We start from the raw sequence: 16,994 nt of genomic DNA, 5'->3' as shown, positions 1-16,994 counted from the left end.
GCGACCATGGCGCCGACGACCTCCCCCGCCCTCACCCGCGTCCGGGCCGCCCACGCCCTTGCCGAAGCGGTGGAGCGCCCCGAGCTCTGGATCGGTCTGCGGCCCCGGGAAGACATGGAGGCGGAGGCCGAGCAGCTCGAAACACGCCTGGCCGCAGGCGAGTTCCTCCCCCTCGCAGGCCGTCTGCTGGCCGTCAAGGGCAACATCGACGTGGCCGGCCTCCCCACCACCGCGGGCTGTCCCTCGTACGCGTACGAGCCGGACTCCGACGCCCCGGCGGTGGCCCGGCTGCGGGCCGCCGGAGCCCTGGTGATCGGCACGACCAATCTGGACCAGTTCGCCACCGGCCTGACCGGCACCCGTTCCCCGTACGGCGCGGTGGCCTCGGCGCGGGATCCGGACCGGGTCGGCGGCGGCTCCAGCTCCGGTTCGGCGGTCGCCGTGGCCCTGGGCATCGTGGATCTCGCGCTGGGTACGGACACGGCGGGCTCCGGCCGTGTTCCCGCCGCGTTCAACGGCGTCTTCGGGCTGAAGCCGACCCGCGGTCTCGTCCCGACGGACGGGGTGGTCCCTGCCTGCGCGAGCCTGGACTGCGTGACCGTCTTCGCCCGTACGCTCCCCGAGGCCGAACAGGCGATGGCCCTGATGGCCACCCGGGCCCTGCGGCCCGACCGCTCCCGTGTTCCGGGCCCCTGGCGGATCGCGGTCCCGCCCACCGGGCAGCTCGGCGAGCTCGACCCGGGCTGGGCGGCGGCGTACGAGTCGACGGCCGCCAGGCTCCGTGCGGCGGGGGCGCTGCTCCGGCCGATCGATCCGACACCGTTCATCGAGGCCGGTGCGCTGCTGTACGGCGGCGCGTTCGTCGCCGAGCGCTACACGGCGGTCGGTGCGTTCATCGACGGCGCGCCCACCGCGCCCGACCTCGATCCCACGGTCGCCCGGATCATCACCGCGGCCCGCGACATCCCGGCGCACCGGCTCTTCGCCGATCAGGCCCGGCTGGCCGGGCTCCGTGCCGATGCGACGGCCGCACTCGGCGACGCGGACGCGCTCCTGCTGCCCACCGCGCCGGGGCATCCCACGTTCGCCGAGGTGGCCGCGGACCCGGTGGGCGCCAATGCCCGCCTCGGCCGTTTCACCAGCTCCACCAACCTGCTCGGTCTGTGCGCGGTGGCGGCCCCCGCCGGTGAGGTGGACGGCCGGCCGTTCGGCGTGATGCTGATCGGCCCGGCGGACACCGACGAACGCCTGGGCCGGATCGCGGCCCTGCTGGCCCCGGCGTCCTGACGCCGGGTCGGGTCCCGGCCATTGCCCCCGGAAACGGTTGACTGGTCACCAACACACCTGTTCCACTGGGCAGATGCGCCCTCAGCTGCGGCTGGTCACCCGTGACCACATCGACTTCGGTCGAGTGTGGTCCGCCTCGTGTTGCCGCTGACCGTTCCCGCGTCAGCACTTCACACCACCGGTTTTCCGCAGCACGAGATGAGGCTTCGCCATGCCCGTCGAGTTTCTCGGCATCGCAGCAACGAACGAAGGTTCCGAAGTGACACCCCGCTCCGGGGCGTCCTTCGACAAGGAGTACACGCTCAAGCTGGCCCGCGCGCACGAGGACCACGGCTGGGACCGGGTCCTGTTCGCCTACGGCTCCGGCTCCCCCGATCCGTCTCCGGCCGCCGCCTACGTGGCGGCCCGCACCGAGAAGCTCCAGATCCTGGTGGCGCACCGCCCCAACGTCTCGTACCCGACGTTCGCGGCCAAGACCTTCGCGACCCTGGACCGGATCAGCGACGGCCGCCTCGCCGTGCACTTCATCACCGGAGGCAATGACCACGAGCAGCAGCGCGAGGGCGACTTCCTGACCAAGGACGAGCGGTACGCACGCACCCGTGAGGCCATCCAGATCATCAAGAAGGCCTGGACGTCGCACGAGCCCTTCGACCACGAGGGCACGCACTACCGCTTCAACGACTTCGTCAGCGACACCTTCCCCGTGCAACAACCGCATCCGCAGGTCTCGTTCGGGGGTTCCTCGCCTGCGGCGTACGCGGCAGGGGGCGCCGAGGCCGACATCTACTGCCTGTGGGGCGAGCCGCTGGCACAGACCGCGGAGCAGATCGCCTCGGTGAAGGAGGCCGCGAAGGCTGCGGGCCGCACGGACGTGCCGAGGATCCAGGTCGCCTTCCGCCCGATCATCGCGCCCACCGAGGATCTGGCCTGGGAGAAGGCCCACCGCACCCTGGCCCGGATCAAGGCCCGCGAGGCCGGCGCGCCACTGAGCCGCCGTCACCCGCTGACCAACCCGGAGAACGCCGGCTCCCGACGACTCCTCGCGGTGGCCGCCGAGAGCGAGCACCACGACCGCGCCCTGTGGACACCGACCGCGGCGGAGACAGGCGGCGCCGGCAATTCGACGGCCCTGGTCGGAACGCCGGAGACAGTGGCACAGGCGTTGCTGGACTATTACGACCTCGGCGTGGAAATCCTCTCGGCCCGCGGCTACGACCTGCTGGACGACGCCATCGACTTCGGCCGGCACGTCATCCCGATAGTCCGCGAGGAAGTAGCCAAACGAGAAGCAGCCCACCCGGCCGCGTAACACCGGAAGGCCGCCGGACGGGCCGACTACAACCAGCCCGCCCGGCGCGCATCTTCAGCCCGTCCGGCGGGCACCTTCAGCCCCTCCGGCGTTTGAGGAGCGGGGGTCCGGGGGCGGAGCCCCCGGTTACGGGAAGGGGCGGGTAGGGGAACAGGCCCGCCGCAGGCGCACCCCGCACCGCAACACCCCACCCCACCGCACTCCACACCCGCACCCCGCCCCGGAACCCGCACCCCGCGGAACCCTCACCCCACAGAGCTGTACGCCACAACCCCCCGCAACACCGCATCCACCGCCTTGTGCGCATTCCGCGCCACAGAACTCCCGTCCCGCGGCGCCGCAGCCGCAATCTGCCCCAGCACGTCGATCACCTGCTTGCACCACCGCACGAAATCCCCGGCCGGCATCTCCGCCTCGCCCAGCACCTCGTCCAGCGTCCGCCCCGACGCCCACATGTAGACCGCCCAGGCAAAGCCCAGATCGGGTTCGCGCTGCCCGACACCCTCCGCCTGGTTGATCTTGAAGTCCTCTTCCAGGGCGTCGAGCCGGCCCCAGATCCGGACCATTTCGCCCATCGCGGTCTTCGCGGGCCCCGATGGCAGCTTCGGCGCCACCGCGTCATCGGCCTGCCGCGCCTCGTACACCAACGCCGAGACGCACGCCGCGAGTTCGGCAGGGTTCAGCCCCTCCCACACACCCGCCCGCAGGCATTCGCTCGCCAGCAGATCGAGCTCGCCGTAGAGCCGCGCCAGGCGGCGCCCGTGCTCGGTGACCTCATTGCCCCGCAGATAGTCGAGCTCGGTGAGCAGCGCGACGATCCGGTCGAAGGTGCGGGCGATCGTGTTCGTCCGCCCCTCGATCCGCCGCTCCAACTGCCTCGTGTCGCGCTGCAACCGGTGATACCGCTCGGCCCAACGCGCGTGGTCCTCGCGCTCGGCGCACCCGTGGCAGGGGTGCGCGCGCAACTCCGCCCGGTAGCGGGCGATCTCCCGGTCGTCGGCCGCGGCGGACCGCCCCTTGCGGTGCCGCTCGGGCACTATGTGCCCGGCCTTGGTCCGCAGCGCGGAGGCCAGGTCGCGGCGCGACTGCGGGGAGCGCGGGTTGAACGACTTCGGCACCCGCATCCGCTCCAGCGCCTCCACCGGAACCGGGAAGTCGATCGAGGCGAGCCGCTTGACCTGCCGCTCGGCAGTGAGCACCAGCGGCCGCGGCCCGTCGTGGTATTCGAGCCCGCGGTGGCCGTGCCCGTTGGTCCGCCCGGCGGGCAGTCCGGGATCGAGGACCAGTGCCAGCCCGGCGAACTTGCCGGTGGGCACATGGATGACATCGCCGGGCTTGAGCTTCTCCAGGGACGCCGCGGCCTCGGCCCGCCGCTGCGTCGCGCCCTGCTTGGCGAGCTCGGTCTCCCGGTCCTTGAGGTCGCGGCGCAGCCGCGCGTACTCCTCGAAGTCACCGAGGTGGCAGGTCATGCCCTCCCGGTAGCCCTCCAGCCCCTCTTCGTTCTTCTGGACCTGCCGGGAGATACCGACCACCGACCGGTCCGCCTGGAACTGCGCGAAGGAGGTCTCCAGCAGCTCGCGCGAACGGTGCCGTCCGAACTGCTGCACCAGGTTGACGGCCATGTTGTAGGAGGGCCGGAAGCTGGACCTCAGCGGGTACGTACGCGTGCCCGCGAGTCCGGCCAGTGCCCCCGGATCCATGCCGCGCTGCCACAGCACCACCGCGTGGCCCTCGACATCGATGCCGCGCCGCCCGGCCCGCCCGGTCAGCTGGGTGTACTCGCCGGGAGTGATGTCGGCGTGCTGCTCGCCGTTCCACTTGACGAGCTTCTCCAACACCACCGAGCGCGCGGGCATGTTGATACCGAGGGCGAGGGTCTCCGTGGCGAAGACGGCCTTGACGAGCCCGCGTACGAACAGCTCCTCGACGACTTCCTTGAACGTCGGGAGCATGCCCGCGTGGTGCGCGGCGATGCCCCGCTCCAGCCCTTCGAGCCATTCGTAATAGCCCAGGACATGGAGGTCCTCGCCGGGAATGGCCGCGGTCCGCTCCTCGACGATCTCGCGGACCAGGCGTCGCTTGTCCTCGTCATTGAGCCGCAGTCCGGCGTGCAGGCACTGCTGCACGGCGGCCTCGCAGCCGGCCCGGCTGAAGATGAACGTGATGGCGGGAAGCAGCCCTTCGGCATCCAGCCGGTCGATGACCTCGGGCCTGGCCGGGGTCCAGATCCGGCTGCGCTGACGCCGCTCGCGCTCACGATCCGCCTCGCGGACCATCTTGCCCCGGCGGCGCTCACGCGGGTTGTACCCGCGCTGGTTCTCCATCCGGGCGAGCCGGACGAGGTCGGGGTTGACCTCGCGGCGTCCGGCACCGCGGCCGCCGTGGTCGGTCTCCTCCTCGAAGAGGTCGTACATCCGGCGGCCGGCCAGCACATGCTGCCAGAGCGGCACGGGGCGGTGCTCGGAGACGATCACCTGGGTGTCACCGCGGACGGTGTCCAGCCAGTCGCCGAACTCCTCGGCGTTCGACACGGTCGCCGACAGTGACACGAGGGTCACGGAGTCAGGGAGGTGAATGATCACTTCCTCCCACACGGCACCCCGGAAGCGGTCGGAGAGGTAATGCACCTCGTCCATCACCACGTGGCCGAGGCCCCGCAGCGCCTGCGAGCCCGCGTACAGCATGTTCCGCAGCACCTCTGTGGTCATGACGACCACCGGGGCATCGGCGTTGACGCTGTTGTCGCCGGTCAGCAGGCCGACCTTGTCCGGTCCGTAGCGCTTGACCAGATCGGCGAACTTCTGGTTGGACAGGGCCTTGATGGGGGTGGTGTAGAAGCACTTGCGGCCCTGTGCGAGGGCGAGGTGCACGGCGAATTCGCCGACGATCGTCTTGCCCGAGCCGGTCGGAGCCGCGACCAGCACCCCCTTGCCGGCCTCCAGGGCCTCGCAGGCCTCGATCTGGTAGGGGTCCAGATCGAATTCGTACAGCTCGCGGAAGGGCGCGAGTGCGGTGGCCTGCTCGGCGGCGCGGATCCGAGAAGCCTGGTATCGCTCAGCTGGTGAGAGGTCCTCTGTCATCTTGCTTACGAGCCTACCCGCCACCTCTGACAGCAGGCTCGATCTTTAAATCCCGGTGGGAGCAGCGGGTGCGAGCACTCTCACCGCGCCCGGCACACAGTCCGCGGTCAGTGGCAGCGACCCGAGTTGTTCACCGTCCGCGTACGCCGTGACACCGGCTGCGGCCAGCTCGATCGAGGAGACCCGGTGCACGGTGACCTTGGGGTGGCCGAGGTGCGTTCCCTTGTAGACGCGGGGGAAGACCTTCAGCAGGGTGGCGCGGCTGCAGTCCCCGACGACGGTCACGTCGAAGAGCCCGTCGTCCATGACGGCGTCGGCGCAGATCCGCATGCCGCCGCCGTACGTCGATCCGTTGCCGACGGCGATGAGCGTCGCCTCGATCTCCCGGACCGGTCCACCGTCCAGCCTGACGCGGTACGGAATGGGCTTGAACGCGGCGAGTTCGGCGAGGATCGCGAGATCGTACTTGAACCGTCCGCCGACCCACCGCATCCGGTTCCCGCGGTCGTTGACCCGGGAGTCGAAGCCGGAGGCGAGCACCGACCCGAACCACCGCTCACCGACCCGGCCCAGGTCGATCTCGCGGACGGCACCGCCCTTGAGCGCCTCGGCGGCCAGCCGTCCGGCGGCGGCGGGGTCCCGTATCGGCAGCCCGAGCGCGCGGGCGAAGTCGTTACCGGTGCCGACGGCCACGACCCCGAGCGGAGTCATCGTTCCCGCGACCGCCTGCAGGGCGAGGGACATCATGCCGTCCCCGCCGACGGCTATCAGGGCACCGGTCCCGGCCGCGACGGCCGCACGGGCCCGCCGCAGGGCGTCGTCGGCATCCTCACCGAGAACCGTACGCACGGAGAATCCTGCGTCCCGCAACGCGGAAGCGGCCGGCTGCGCGGCATGCGCGCCCCGGCCGCGTCCTGCGGTGGGATTGACGAAGAGGGTGATCTCGCTGGTCACCCCGGGACCCTACAAGGTCAGGTGATGTCGTCGTAACCGTTGACCCGGTCATGGTCCGAGCTCGCCTGGGTGGGCAATGACCGGCGGGACGAGACCGATTCGATCTCACCGATGTCCTCGGGAGTGAGGTCCAGCTCCGAGGCCTCGTCGTCGGCGGGCCCGGCTGCCGTGATCTGTGCCCTGCGGCGGTCGTTGAGGAGCGAGATCGCCGTGGCCACGAAGTAGAGCACCCAGATCGGTCCGGCGAGCCCCAGCATGCTGACCGGGTCAGTGCTGGGCGTGGCCACCGCCGCGAAGACCGTGATGCCCATGATCATGCCCCGCCACCAGCCGAGCATCCGCTTGCCGGTGATGACCCCGCCGAAGTTCAGCATGACGAGCAGCAGCGGCAGTTCGAACGAGAGCCCGAAGACGACCACCATGCGGGTGATCAGATCGAGCAGCTCGTCCAGCGGCAGCTGGTTGTCCAGGTCGGCCGGCGAGAACTCCAGAAGCACCCGCGCCATCGTGGGCAGCGTCTTGTACGCGAAGAAGCCACCGGCGAGGAAGAGCGGGAATCCCGCGCCGACGAAGGCGAGCGAGTACTTCTTCTCGTGCTTGTGCAGGCCCGGGGCGACGAAGGCCCACAACTGATAGAGCCAGATCGGCGAGGAAAAGACGACACCGGCCATCAAGGAGACCTTGAGGGCGAGGGTGAACGGGGTGAGCAGACCGTTCAGGACGATACGCGCGCAGGTACCGTCCTCCTGCTTGGCGAGCTCGGCGAAGCTCGACGCGCAACCGACCGACTTCAGCACCGGGTTGGTGAAGAAATCGATGATCCCCTTGTAGTAGAACGCAGCCACGATCGTGACGACGACGATCCCGAGCAGCCCCTTGGCCAACCGGTTACGCAGCTCACGCAGGTGCTCCACCAGGGGCATGCGGCCCTCTGGGTCCGTCTCCTGCTTGCGGGCAGACTTGAGCAACCCACGTCCTCATCTCGTGCAGCAGGCCGTCACCGATCGCGGCGCCTGCGTCGGCCCGTTTCTTGTCAGCGCTTGGTCGAGTCGGTCGGCTCCGCGACCGGACGCGAACTGCTCACGTCGCCGGGGGCGGCCTTGATGGTGCGCGGGGCGGCCTGGTCCTGGGCGGCGTCGTTGGCGGCCGGCTCGGCCGGGGTCGCCGACGGGCTGCCCTCGGACTTCATGGCCTTGGCCTCGCTCTTGAGGATGCGGGCCGACTTGCCGAGCGAGCGAGCCATGTCAGGAAGCTTCTTCGCGCCGAACAGCAGAACAATGACGACGAGGATCAGGATGATCTCGGGAGCGCCGAGCCTTCCGAACATATGCGTGTACCTTCTCACCGAGGCAGCAGGGGTGGGGCGGATGGAACCTCGGACAGACGTCCGATCTTCTTACCGTCAGCGATCGTATCCCGCAGGAGTAAACGCAGGGCAATACCCAGGCATCCTTGCGATTACGGCCCATGCCTCGCTCTCAGGGCCGCCTTCAGCAGCGTACCCTCCGAACCCGCGAAACAGGAGGCCGCGCCCGCCCTGATCCATCTGCCCTGCTCACAGCCGTGTACGGGCAGATGGGGCGTCAACGTCTAGCGCAGTGCCTCGCCGGTCGCGGCAAGGTCCGTCGCCGCCTTTTCGAGGTCCTCCGCAGCCCGGTTGATGCGCTGGGTGGTCCGCGTCACCTGATGCCCGAGCCGCTGGGCCTCGATGAAGACCTTGACGGCCAGCACGCCGAGAACGGCGATCCCTAGAAATCCCAGGGCGATGGCGAGCATGGGCCAGAACATGCGCAGAGCCTCGATGTGTCTAGGTGTCCGACTGCGTGGGCGTTTTCTAGAGGCTGGTGGTGTGGAGGCGCAGCGTCCGCACCCCGCCCCGGCTGAGGAGCTCGACTATCCGCTCCCCCGCGGGCTTGCGGACGGCCGCACGGCACTGCGGGCAGGTGAAGGAGTAGAACGTCGTCCGGCGGCTCGCCCCCACCACGAGGCGAATGGCGGCCGCGGCCAGCTCGAACCGCTCGCGGCAGTCCGGGCAAGCGGCCTTGAACCGCACGGACTCGGGCACCACCACGGTCGGAACACCTGACACCACAGACATATTGCTCATATCTCCCTCAGGTTTCCGCTCGGACCGGTTCGTCGTACGCGGCGAGCGCCGCACGGGCCGCCTGCTGTGCGCTCTGCGCCAGCTCCGGCGGGGAGACGATGCGGCCTTCGCCGCCCAGTCGCAGCGCGAGCCTGCGCAGCGAGGCCGGGTCGGGGGTGCGCAGGGCGATCCGCAGCCCGCCGTCGGGCAGCTCCTGCGCGCTGTCGTGCGGGTAGTACTCGGCGACCCAGCGTCCGCCGGGACCCACCTCGACGACGACTTCCGGGTCCTCGGCGGCCGGCTGGACGAGCCCCTCGGACAGATCCCGCAGCTCCAGCTCGGGCGGCGCGGCGGGCTCGTCCAGCAGCCGGATCTCGGCGACCCGGTCGAGCCGGAACGTACGCCGGTCCTCGGACGACCTGCACCAGGCCTCCATGTAGGTGTGCCCCACGGCGAACAGCCGGATCGGGTCCACCTCGCGCTCGGTGAGCTCGTCGCGCGCGGGCGAGTAGTAGCGCAGCCAGAGCCTGCGCCGCTCGGAGATCGCCCGGTCGACATCGGCGAAGACACCGCCCTCGGACTCGAAGGTGACCGAGAGCCGCGAGCTCGCCGCCCCCACCTCACCGGCCGCGGTCTCCAGCTTCGCGGTGGCCCGCAGCAGCGCCTGCCGGTCGCTCTCGCGCAGTCCCGGCAGCGTGGCCACGGCACGGGCGGCGACCAGGAGGGCCGTCGCCTCGTCGGCCGCGAGCCGCAGCGGCTCGGCGACATCGTCCGGGTTGTGCCACCAGATGCGGTCGCCGTCGGTGTCGATGTCCAGCAGGTCCCCGCCGCGGAAGCTCGTACCGCACATGGGCAGCACGTCGAGGTCCGAGATCAGTTCGTCCTCGGTGATCCCGAAGGCGCGCGCGACGTCCTGGACATGGGCGCCGGGGCGCTCACGCAGATACGTCACCAGGGAGAGCATCCGGCGGGTCTGGTCGATCGCGTTCGTCGCCATGAATACGGTACTCCCCCTCAGTCCTTGGCCACGGCGCGCAGCCGGTCCACCACATCGGCCCGCAGGTCGGCGGGTTCCTGTACGACGACGTCCGGACCGAATTCGACGAGCCAGGCGTCCAGGCCGTGTCCGTACGGAATCTCCAACTCGTCCCACCCGTTCCCGAGTTCCCGGACCGACACGGCGCGCGAGCGCAGCGGGTAGCCGGCCCCGGTGCGCAGCCTGATCAGCGCGGTCCTGGTGGCCGTCTCCCCCGCCCAGCTCTCGACGGTCTCGCGCACGGTCACGACGTCGGGCACCTCGGTGGTGAACGCCCCGGCCCGGGAGCGGACCCGGCCGGTGATCCGGGAGAGCCGGAACACCCGCTCGGCGCCGCGGTCCCGGTCCCAGCCGGCCAGATACCAGTGTCCGCGCCAGCACTCCAGGGTCCACGGCTCGACCTGGCGCTGTTCGGGCTTGGCGGCGTTGCCCTTGCGGTAGTCGAAGGTCACCGGGCGGCGGTCGCGGCAGGCCAGCATCAGCGGCTCGAACGCCGCCTCATGGACGGGGATGCGCGGTTCGAGGGCGCTGTGCACCTCGTACGCGTCCTCGGCCTCCGGCATGCCGGCGGCCCGCAGCTTCTGCAGCGCGCCGCTGGCCGCGCCCGCCAGCCGCGCCTGCTGCCAGACCTTGGCGGCCAGTCCGAGTGCGGCGGCCTCCTCGGCGTCCAGCGTGATCGGGGGCAGCCGGTTGCTGTCGCGGCGGGCGAGATATCCCGTGTCGCCGTCCAGGTTCTCCACGGTCTCGATGATCAGGCCGAGCTCGCGCAAGTCGTCCTTGTCGCGCTCGAACATCCGGTTGAAGGCGTCGTCGGAGCCCGCTTCCAGATAGGCCTCGATGGAACCGCGCAGCTCGCGCTTGCTGAGCGGACGGCGGGTCCCCAGCAGACACAGCGCCAGGTTCATCAGCCGCTCGGCCTTGGCAATCGCCATCGACGCCCTTTCTGTTTCGCTCTACAACCGTCGACCGTACCGCTACGCGGTGTCGGGACAAAAGCGAGGGCCCGTGCCTCGCGGCACGGGCCCTCGTATCGCACGGGTGCGGATCAGACGGCGACCAGGTCGCAGACGAAGATCAGCGTCTCGCCGGGCGCGATGCGGCCGCCACCGGCGCCGCGGTCGCCGTACCCGAGGTGCGCGGGAATGGTCAGCTGGCGACGGCCGCCGACCTTCATGCCCTGCACACCCTGGTCCCAGCCGGCGATGACCTGGCCGGCACCGAGCTGGAACTGCAGCGGGGTGCCTCGGTTCCAGGATGCGTCGAACTCCTCGCCGCTGGAGAAGGCCACGCCCACGTAGTGGACGGAGACGGTGGCGCCCGCCTTGGCGACCGCGCCATCGCCTTCCCAGATGTCCTTGATCTCCAGCTCGGCCGGCGGCTCGCCACCCGGGAAGTCGATCTCGGGCTTCTCGATGCTCACTGACTTGCTCCTCTTGATGATGAACTGGGCAACCGGGACAGTCTTACATCTTTGCCAGGAGGTCCACGGCGAAGACCAGCGTGGACTTGGCGGGGATGGTCTGCTGCGCCTTGTCACCGAAGCCCTGGTCCGGCGGGATGACGAGCAGCACCCGGCTGCCGATCTTCTTGCCGACCAGACCGTTCTTCAGCCCCTTCAGGGTCACCTGGGCGAGCGGGAAGGTCTGCGTCTTGCCCGCGGCGTAGGTGCTGTCGAAGGTCTTGCCGTCCTTCCACGTCAGTCCGACGTAGTTCACGACGACGCTGTCGGTGTCCTTCACGACCTCGCCCTTGGACTCCAGGATGTAGTTGGAGACGAGCTTCGTCGGCGGGTCGGTCTTGGTCGGGACGGTGACCTTGGGGGCCTTGCCGTCCGTGTTGGTGCCGACCTTCGGCAGGTCGATGTTGTCCTGGGCGACCTCGGTGCCCTTGGCGGAGGCCGGGATCTGCGTCGCCTTCAGGACGTCGACGACGAAGACGAGCGTGGCGTTGGGCTTGATGTCGCCCTGGCCCTGGGCGCCGTAACCGAGGTCCGGCGGAACGACCAGCTGGACCCTGCTGCCGACCTTCTGGCCGACGAGGCCCTTGTCCCAGCCCTGGATGACCATGCCGGCGCCGAGGGTCAGGTCGAGCGGCTGCTTGCGGTCGAAGCTGTTGTCGAAGGGCTTGTCGGAGTCCCAGGACTGGCCGAGGTAGTTGACCTGGATCGCGTCGCCGTTCTTGAGCGTGGCGCCGTCTCCCTGGCTGACGACTCGGGTCTTCAGCTCCTTGGGCGGGTTCCCGGTGCCCTTGGCCAGGGTCGGCTTCTCACCGAATTTCGCGCCCGCGGTGATCGCGGGGAACCCGTCCTTCGACGTGGCGGAAGCGGAAACGGAATTGGAGCCCTTTTCGCCGCCGCAAGCCGCTGTCAGCAGCAACAGGGGGACGACGAGAAGGCCGGCAAGTCGGCGCACTTGTTCCTCAGATCTCAGACGGCACAGTTGGTTGAGTCCCCGACACTCTAGGGCGTACGCAGGGCCCCGTACGAGGAACGTACGGGGCCCGCGTCGCGTCTTCGGCCGGGATCGTCCTGTGCCGGCTCACATACCCGCGATCAGTTTCTCCACACGGTCGTCCACCGAACGGAACGGGTCCTTGCACAACACGGTGCGCTGCGCCTGGTCGTTGAGCTTGAGGTGGACCCAGTCGACGGTGAAGTCCCGCCGCTGCTCCTGCGCCCTGCGGATGAAGTCGCCGCGCAGCCGCGCCCTGGTCGTCTGCGGGGGCACGGACTTGCCCTCGAAGATCTTCAGGTCGTTGCAGATGCGGGCGGCCTGTCCCTTGCGCTCCAGCAGGTAGTACAGGCCGCGACGCCGGTGGATGTCGTGGTACGCGAGGTCTATCTGGGCGACCCGCGGATGCGACATGGTCATGTTGTGCTTGGCCCGGTACCGCTCGATGAGCTTGTACTTCATCACCCAGTCGATCTCGGTCTCGATCCGGTCGAGGTCCTCGGCCTCGATCGCGTCGAGCGTACGGCCCCAGAGCTCCAGGACCTGTGCGACGGTTCCGGTGCGGATGCCACGGCGGTCGACGAAGTCGACGGCCTTCTCGTAGTACTCGCGCTGCACCTCGATGGCGGACGCCTCACGGCCACTGGCCAGGCGCACCTTGCGCTGCCCCGTGGTGTCGTGGCTGACCTCCCGGATCGCCCGGATCGGGTTCTCCAGCGTCAGATCCCGCATCACCGTGCCCGCTTCGATCATGCGGAGCACCAGATCGGTCGCGCCGACCTTGAGCAGCATGGTCGTCTCGGACATGTTGGAGTCGCCGACGATGACGTGGAGGCGGCGGTACCGCTCCGCGTCCGCGTGCGGTTCGTCACGTGTATTGATGATCGGGCGGGAGCGCGTGGTCGCGGAACTGACGCCCTCCCAGATGTGCTCGGCACGCTGGCTGACGCAGTAGACCGCGCCCCGGGGGGTCTGCAGCACCTTGCCCGCACCGCAGATCAATTGCCTCGTGACGAGGAAGGGAATGAGGATGTCCGCGAGCCGGGAGAATTCTCCGTGCCGGGCCACGAGGTAGTTCTCATGGCATCCGTAGGAGTTTCCCGCCGAGTCGGTGTTGTTCTTGAAGAGATAGACGTCGCCCGCGATTCCCTCCTCGTGCAGGCGGCGTTCGGCGTCGACGAGCAGGCCTTCGAGAATGCGCTCGCCGGCCTTGTCGTGGGTGACCAGTTCGGTCAGGTTGTCGCATTCGGGGGTTGCATATTCCGGATGCGATCCCACGTCGAGGTAGAGGCGGGCGCCGTTCCGCAGAAAGACATTGCTGCTGCGGCCCCATGACACAACACGGCGGAAGAGGTAGCGCGCCACTTCATCAGGGGACAGTCGGCGCTGTCCCCTGAACGTGCACGTGACGCCGTACTCGTTCTCCAGCCCGAAAATGCGGCGGTCCATGACTGAACATTACGCCTGATGGCCTGAGCTGAAACCGGGTTCGACAGCACCGTTTCGATCATTTTCCGATCCCTGTACGGCGACGGCCGTACGCCCGGGAACTGCCAGTACCCTTCCCGTCGCCAGCAGGACGAGCAGCGCCGCCACCCCACCGGCCCCCGCGACGGCGAAACTCCACGACGTGCCGCCCAGCTCCACGGCCGGGCCCGCCACGGCCGTTCCCGCCGCCGCGCCGACCCCGAACGTCGTCACCAGCCAGGAGAACGCCTCGGTCACGGTGCCCCGCGGAGCATGCCGGTCGACCACGATGAAGGAGCACGCGATCGCGGGCGCCAGAAAGACCCCGGCCACTGCCGCCAGTGCGGTCATGGCGACCACTCCGGGGGTCAGCATCAGCGGCAGATAGCCCAGTGCCAGCAGCGCGACGATGACCCGCAGCCGGCGCTCCGGCGCCCCGGCCCACTGCCGCGCCCCGTAGACGGCACCGCCGATCAGCGCGCCCAGCCCCAGCGCGGCCATCAGCCAGCCGTACACCGACTCCCGGCCGTGGTCGTCGGCGTAGGCCACGCCGGCCACCGTGATCGAGCCCAGCGCGAGTCCGACGAAGAAGAACGACCCCAGCAGCGCCAGCAGCCCCCGTGAGCGCAGCGCGCCCAGCCAGTGCGCCTCGCGGGGTGCGGAGCGCCAGGTCCGGGAGGGCTCGGAGAGGACGACGGAGAGCGCCCCCAGGACCCCTATCGCGTTGATGACGAGCAGGGCTGCGGCGGGTGACCAGAGGGAGACCAGCACCGTCACCAGCAGCGGGCCCACGGTGAACATCACCTCCTGGGCGACGGCGTCCATGGCGTACGCCCGGTGCACCCGGTCCTCACGGCCCAGGACGCTCGGCCACAGGGCCCGCAGGCCGCCCTCCAGCGGCGGCGTGAAGACTCCGGCCACCGCCACCGCCCCGTAGGCCAGCGGCAGCGATCCCAGGCCCACCAGGGCCAGCAGGGACATGCCCAGCGCCGACGCCACGGCGGCCGGGAGCTGGACGCGCGGCTGGCCGTACAGGTCCACGGCGCGGCCCAGCAGCGGCTGCCCGACCGCGGTGGCCAGCCCGTACACGGCCGCGAGCGCGCCTGCCAGGGTGTAGGTGCCGCCCTCGGCGCGGGTGAACAGCACGATCGCGACCGGGGCGGTGCCGTTCGGCAGTCGTCCCACCAGGGTCCCCGCCAGCAGCCGGGCGGCATGCCGCGCCCGGAGGATGTCCAGATATCCCGCGGCCATGTCGGTCGCCCCTCTCCCCCGAGCGGTCCGACGACCCCGAGGTTTTACGTATAACGTCGAGGTTCATACGTACCATGTGCCCAGTCCGCAGGTCCACCTCACGGCGCCTGCCCCGACCGGCCCGGAGGCCCGAGTGACCAGCGCACCACAGCCCGCCCCGACCCGGCCCACCAGCCGCGATGTCGCGCGGGCCGCAGGCGTCTCGCAGGCCACCGTCTCCCTCGTGCTCGGCGGCAAATGGCGCGGCAGGGTCTCCGAGGCCACCGCCGAACGCGTACGCCGTACCGCCCACGAACTCGGCTACCGGCCCAATCTCGCCGCCCGCAACCTGCGGCTGGGCCGCACCAGGACCGCGCTGCTGGTCGTCCCCGCGCTCACCAACGAGTTCTTCGCGCGCGTCTACACCGGCGCCGCCGGGGTCGCCGCCGAGCACGGCTTCGGCGTCGTCCTCTACCCGTCCCCCGACGGCACCGGTCCGGCCCGGGACCCCTTCGCCTCGGCGAGCGCCTCCCTGGACGGCGTGATCGCCTCCTCCATGGCCGCCGGCGCGCTCGACGAGCTGCGCGGCGCGGGCCTGCCGCTGGTCATGCTCGACAGCGACCCGGCGGACAGCGGTGTCGCGGCCCGCGTCAACCTGGACATCGCCGACGGAATGCGGCAGGTGGCGGACCATCTGCTCGCCCTCGGCCACCGCCGCTTCGTCCATCTGGCGTCGGCGGTCGACTCCTGGACCTTCGCGGTGCGCGGCCGGGCACTCCACGACGCGCTGCGGGCGGTGCCCGGCACCTCCGTACGGACCGTCGCGGCGGCGCTCGACGTCCACGCGGGCCGCATCGCGGCGGAGCGCACGCTCGCCGCCCCGGGCCCCCGGCCCACCGCCCTCGTCTGTGACGACGACATCCTCGCCGCGGGTGCCTGCAAGGCCGCCCGCAGGCTCGGCCTCCGGGTGCCCGACGACCTGTCCGTCACCGGGTTCGACGATCTGGCCCTGGCCACGGCCGTCGAGCCGGAGCTCACCACCGTGCAGCTGCCCGCCGAGCAGGTCGGGGAGCGCGGCATGGCCGCCCTGCTGGCGGTCCTGGACGACCGGCCGGCCGAGCCCGGCAGCCTCCCCGTGCACCTGGTGGCCCGCGGCTCCTCGGCGCCCCCGCCCGCATGACCGTGCCCCGGCCCGCCGGGAACGGCGGACCGGGGCACGGTCATGCGGTGGACCGCCCCGCGAAGGGCTACTCCACGTCCCCGCCGGAGTCGGTGGACTTGGGGGCGTCCGTCGCGGCGGCGGACTCGCCGCCCTCGCCCTCTTCGGTGTCGGAGGGAGCGTCCGTCGGCGCGGAGCCGCCGTCCGCCTCCAGCAGCCGCGCCAGCTGCCTGCCGACGATCCGCTTGAACTTCCGCTGCTGCGGCCGCGTACGGTCCAGGACCGCGACCTCCAGCCGCTCCGCGGGGATCTCCCGCTCGCTGCCGTTGGGATCGCGCGACAGCGCCTGCACCGCCAGCTTCAGCGCCTCGGCGAGCGTCATCCCGTCGCGGTGCCGCTGGTCCAGGAAGGTGCTGATCTGCTCGGCGTTGCCGCCGACCGCGACCGAGCCGTGCTCGTCGACGATCGACCCGTCGTGCGGCAGCCGGTAGATCTGGTCGCCCTCGGGCTCGGCGCCCACCTCCGCGACCACCAGCTCCACCTCGTACGGCTTCTCGGCCGCACTGGAGAAGATGGTGCCCAGCGTCTGCGCGTAGACGTTGGCCAGCCCACGGGCCGTCACATCGTCACGGTCGTAGGTGTATCCGCGCAGATCGGCATAGCGCACACCGCCGATGCGGAGATTCTCGTATTCGTTGTACTTGCCGGCGGCGGCGAAACCGATCCGGTCGTAGATCTCGCTGAACTTGTGCAGCGCACGGGACGGGTTCTCGCCGACGAACACAATGCCGTCGGCATACTGCAGCACAACCAGGCTGCGACCACGGGCAATGCCCTTCCGGGCGTATTCCGCCCGGTCGGCCATGGCCTGCTGAGGTGAGACATAGAACGGCGTCGACACCGGTTATCCGTCCCTTTCTGTCAGTGACAAGA

Annotated in this window: 15 protein-coding genes and 1 pseudogene; 3 read left to right on the top strand and 13 right to left on the bottom strand. The window is 70.3% G+C overall.

Annotated features, from left to right (window positions below):
* Nucleotides 1-6: 6 nt before the first annotated feature.
* Both OG520_RS32325 and OG520_RS32320 read left to right on the top strand, forming a co-directional pair.
* Nucleotides 7-1,278 (top strand): annotated as a pseudogene (locus OG520_RS32325) (allophanate hydrolase); the annotation flags it as partial.
* Nucleotides 1,279-1,498: 220 nt separating this feature from the next.
* Nucleotides 1,499-2,599, top strand: a complete 1,101-nt coding sequence (locus OG520_RS32320) for an LLM class flavin-dependent oxidoreductase (protein WP_406015469.1) — start codon at nt 1,499-1,501, stop codon at nt 2,597-2,599.
* 245 nt (nt 2,600-2,844) lie between these two features.
* Here OG520_RS32320 and OG520_RS32315 read toward each other — a convergent pair whose 3' ends face one another.
* From OG520_RS32315 to OG520_RS32260, 12 genes are all read right to left on the bottom strand, one after another.
* A complete protein-coding gene (locus tag OG520_RS32315; RefSeq protein WP_399330092.1) occupies nt 2,845-5,679 on the bottom strand; it encodes a DEAD/DEAH box helicase in 2,835 nt (944 codons plus the stop codon).
* Between the two features lie 45 nt (nt 5,680-5,724).
* Nucleotides 5,725-6,633: a diacylglycerol kinase gene (locus OG520_RS32310; protein WP_406015468.1), complete on the bottom strand. Its 909-nt coding sequence runs from the start codon at nt 6,631-6,633 to the stop codon at nt 5,725-5,727.
* A gap of 17 nt (nt 6,634-6,650) precedes the next feature.
* The gene (tatC, locus tag OG520_RS32305; protein ID WP_406015467.1) at nt 6,651-7,601 is read right to left on the bottom strand and encodes a twin-arginine translocase subunit TatC; all 951 of its coding nucleotides are present in this window, start codon (nt 7,599-7,601) and stop codon (nt 6,651-6,653) included.
* A gap of 65 nt (nt 7,602-7,666) precedes the next feature.
* Nucleotides 7,667-7,960, bottom strand: a complete 294-nt coding sequence (gene tatA, locus OG520_RS32300; protein ID WP_266421656.1) for a Sec-independent protein translocase subunit TatA — start codon at nt 7,958-7,960, stop codon at nt 7,667-7,669.
* A gap of 263 nt (nt 7,961-8,223) precedes the next feature.
* Nucleotides 8,224-8,421, bottom strand: coding sequence for a hypothetical protein (locus tag OG520_RS32295; RefSeq protein WP_399330095.1), 198 nt, complete (start codon nt 8,419-8,421; stop codon nt 8,224-8,226).
* Nucleotides 8,422-8,467: 46 nt separating this feature from the next.
* Entirely contained in the window at nt 8,468-8,740 is a 273-nt protein-coding gene (locus OG520_RS32290; protein ID WP_385545854.1) for a hypothetical protein, read from the bottom strand.
* Between the two features lie 7 nt (nt 8,741-8,747).
* The gene (locus OG520_RS32285; protein ID WP_399330096.1) at nt 8,748-9,716 is read right to left on the bottom strand and encodes a helix-turn-helix transcriptional regulator; all 969 of its coding nucleotides are present in this window, start codon (nt 9,714-9,716) and stop codon (nt 8,748-8,750) included.
* A 17-nt stretch (nt 9,717-9,733) separates the two neighbouring features.
* Nucleotides 9,734-10,687 carry a WYL domain-containing protein gene (locus OG520_RS32280; RefSeq protein ID WP_326764656.1) on the bottom strand — a complete coding sequence of 318 codons (954 nt, stop codon included), beginning with the start codon at nt 10,685-10,687 and terminating at the stop codon, nt 9,734-9,736.
* Nucleotides 10,688-10,800: 113 nt separating this feature from the next.
* Nucleotides 10,801-11,175, bottom strand: a complete 375-nt coding sequence (locus OG520_RS32275; protein ID WP_406015466.1) for an FKBP-type peptidyl-prolyl cis-trans isomerase — start codon at nt 11,173-11,175, stop codon at nt 10,801-10,803.
* A gap of 43 nt (nt 11,176-11,218) precedes the next feature.
* Nucleotides 11,219-12,166: an FKBP-type peptidyl-prolyl cis-trans isomerase gene (locus OG520_RS32270; RefSeq protein ID WP_399330098.1), complete on the bottom strand. Its 948-nt coding sequence runs from the start codon at nt 12,164-12,166 to the stop codon at nt 11,219-11,221.
* A 126-nt stretch (nt 12,167-12,292) separates the two neighbouring features.
* Nucleotides 12,293-13,654 (bottom strand): Pup--protein ligase, encoded by a 1,362-nt coding sequence (gene pafA, locus OG520_RS32265; RefSeq protein ID WP_266421641.1) that lies wholly within the window; start codon nt 13,652-13,654, stop codon nt 12,293-12,295.
* A 9-nt stretch (nt 13,655-13,663) separates the two neighbouring features.
* Nucleotides 13,664-14,923, bottom strand: coding sequence for an MFS transporter (locus OG520_RS32260; protein WP_406015465.1), 1,260 nt, complete (start codon nt 14,921-14,923; stop codon nt 13,664-13,666).
* 133 nt (nt 14,924-15,056) lie between these two features.
* Here OG520_RS32260 and OG520_RS32255 point away from each other — a divergent pair, with 133 nt between their 5' ends.
* Nucleotides 15,057-16,082: a LacI family DNA-binding transcriptional regulator gene (locus tag OG520_RS32255; RefSeq protein WP_266421637.1), complete on the top strand. Its 1,026-nt coding sequence runs from the start codon at nt 15,057-15,059 to the stop codon at nt 16,080-16,082.
* 67 nt (nt 16,083-16,149) lie between these two features.
* Here OG520_RS32255 and prcA read toward each other — a convergent pair whose 3' ends face one another.
* Complete coding sequence (gene prcA / locus OG520_RS32250) at nt 16,150-16,962, bottom strand: proteasome subunit alpha (protein ID WP_072484405.1); 813 nt, start codon at nt 16,960-16,962, stop codon at nt 16,150-16,152.
* Nucleotides 16,963-16,994: the final 32 nt, after the last annotated feature.

The organism is Streptomyces sp. NBC_00984 (assembly GCF_045162475.1).
Lineage (GTDB): Bacteria > Actinomycetota > Actinomycetes > Streptomycetales > Streptomycetaceae > Streptomyces.
Note: the sequence above shows the minus strand (reverse complement) of the source record. Positions and strands in the feature narration are given on the sequence as shown.

Coding starts and splice junctions, on each gene's coding strand:
- OG520_RS32280 (WP_326764656.1), bottom strand. CDS start 10,687: ATGGCGATTGCCAAGGCCGAGCGGCTGATGAACCTGGCGCTGTGTCTG.
- pafA (WP_266421641.1), bottom strand. CDS start 13,654: ATGGACCGCCGCATTTTCGGGCTGGAGAACGAGTACGGCGTCACGTGC.
- OG520_RS32260 (WP_406015465.1), bottom strand. CDS start 14,923: ATGGCCGCGGGATATCTGGACATCCTCCGGGCGCGGCATGCCGCCCGG.
- OG520_RS32285 (WP_399330096.1), bottom strand. CDS start 9,716: ATGGCGACGAACGCGATCGACCAGACCCGCCGGATGCTCTCCCTGGTG.
- OG520_RS32320 (WP_406015469.1), top strand. CDS start 1,499: ATGCCCGTCGAGTTTCTCGGCATCGCAGCAACGAACGAAGGTTCCGAA.
- OG520_RS32290 (WP_385545854.1), bottom strand. CDS start 8,740: ATGAGCAATATGTCTGTGGTGTCAGGTGTTCCGACCGTGGTGGTGCCC.
- OG520_RS32315 (WP_399330092.1), bottom strand. CDS start 5,679: ATGACAGAGGACCTCTCACCAGCTGAGCGATACCAGGCTTCTCGGATC.
- tatA (WP_266421656.1), bottom strand. CDS start 7,960: ATGTTCGGAAGGCTCGGCGCTCCCGAGATCATCCTGATCCTCGTCGTC.
- OG520_RS32295 (WP_399330095.1), bottom strand. CDS start 8,421: ATGTTCTGGCCCATGCTCGCCATCGCCCTGGGATTTCTAGGGATCGCC.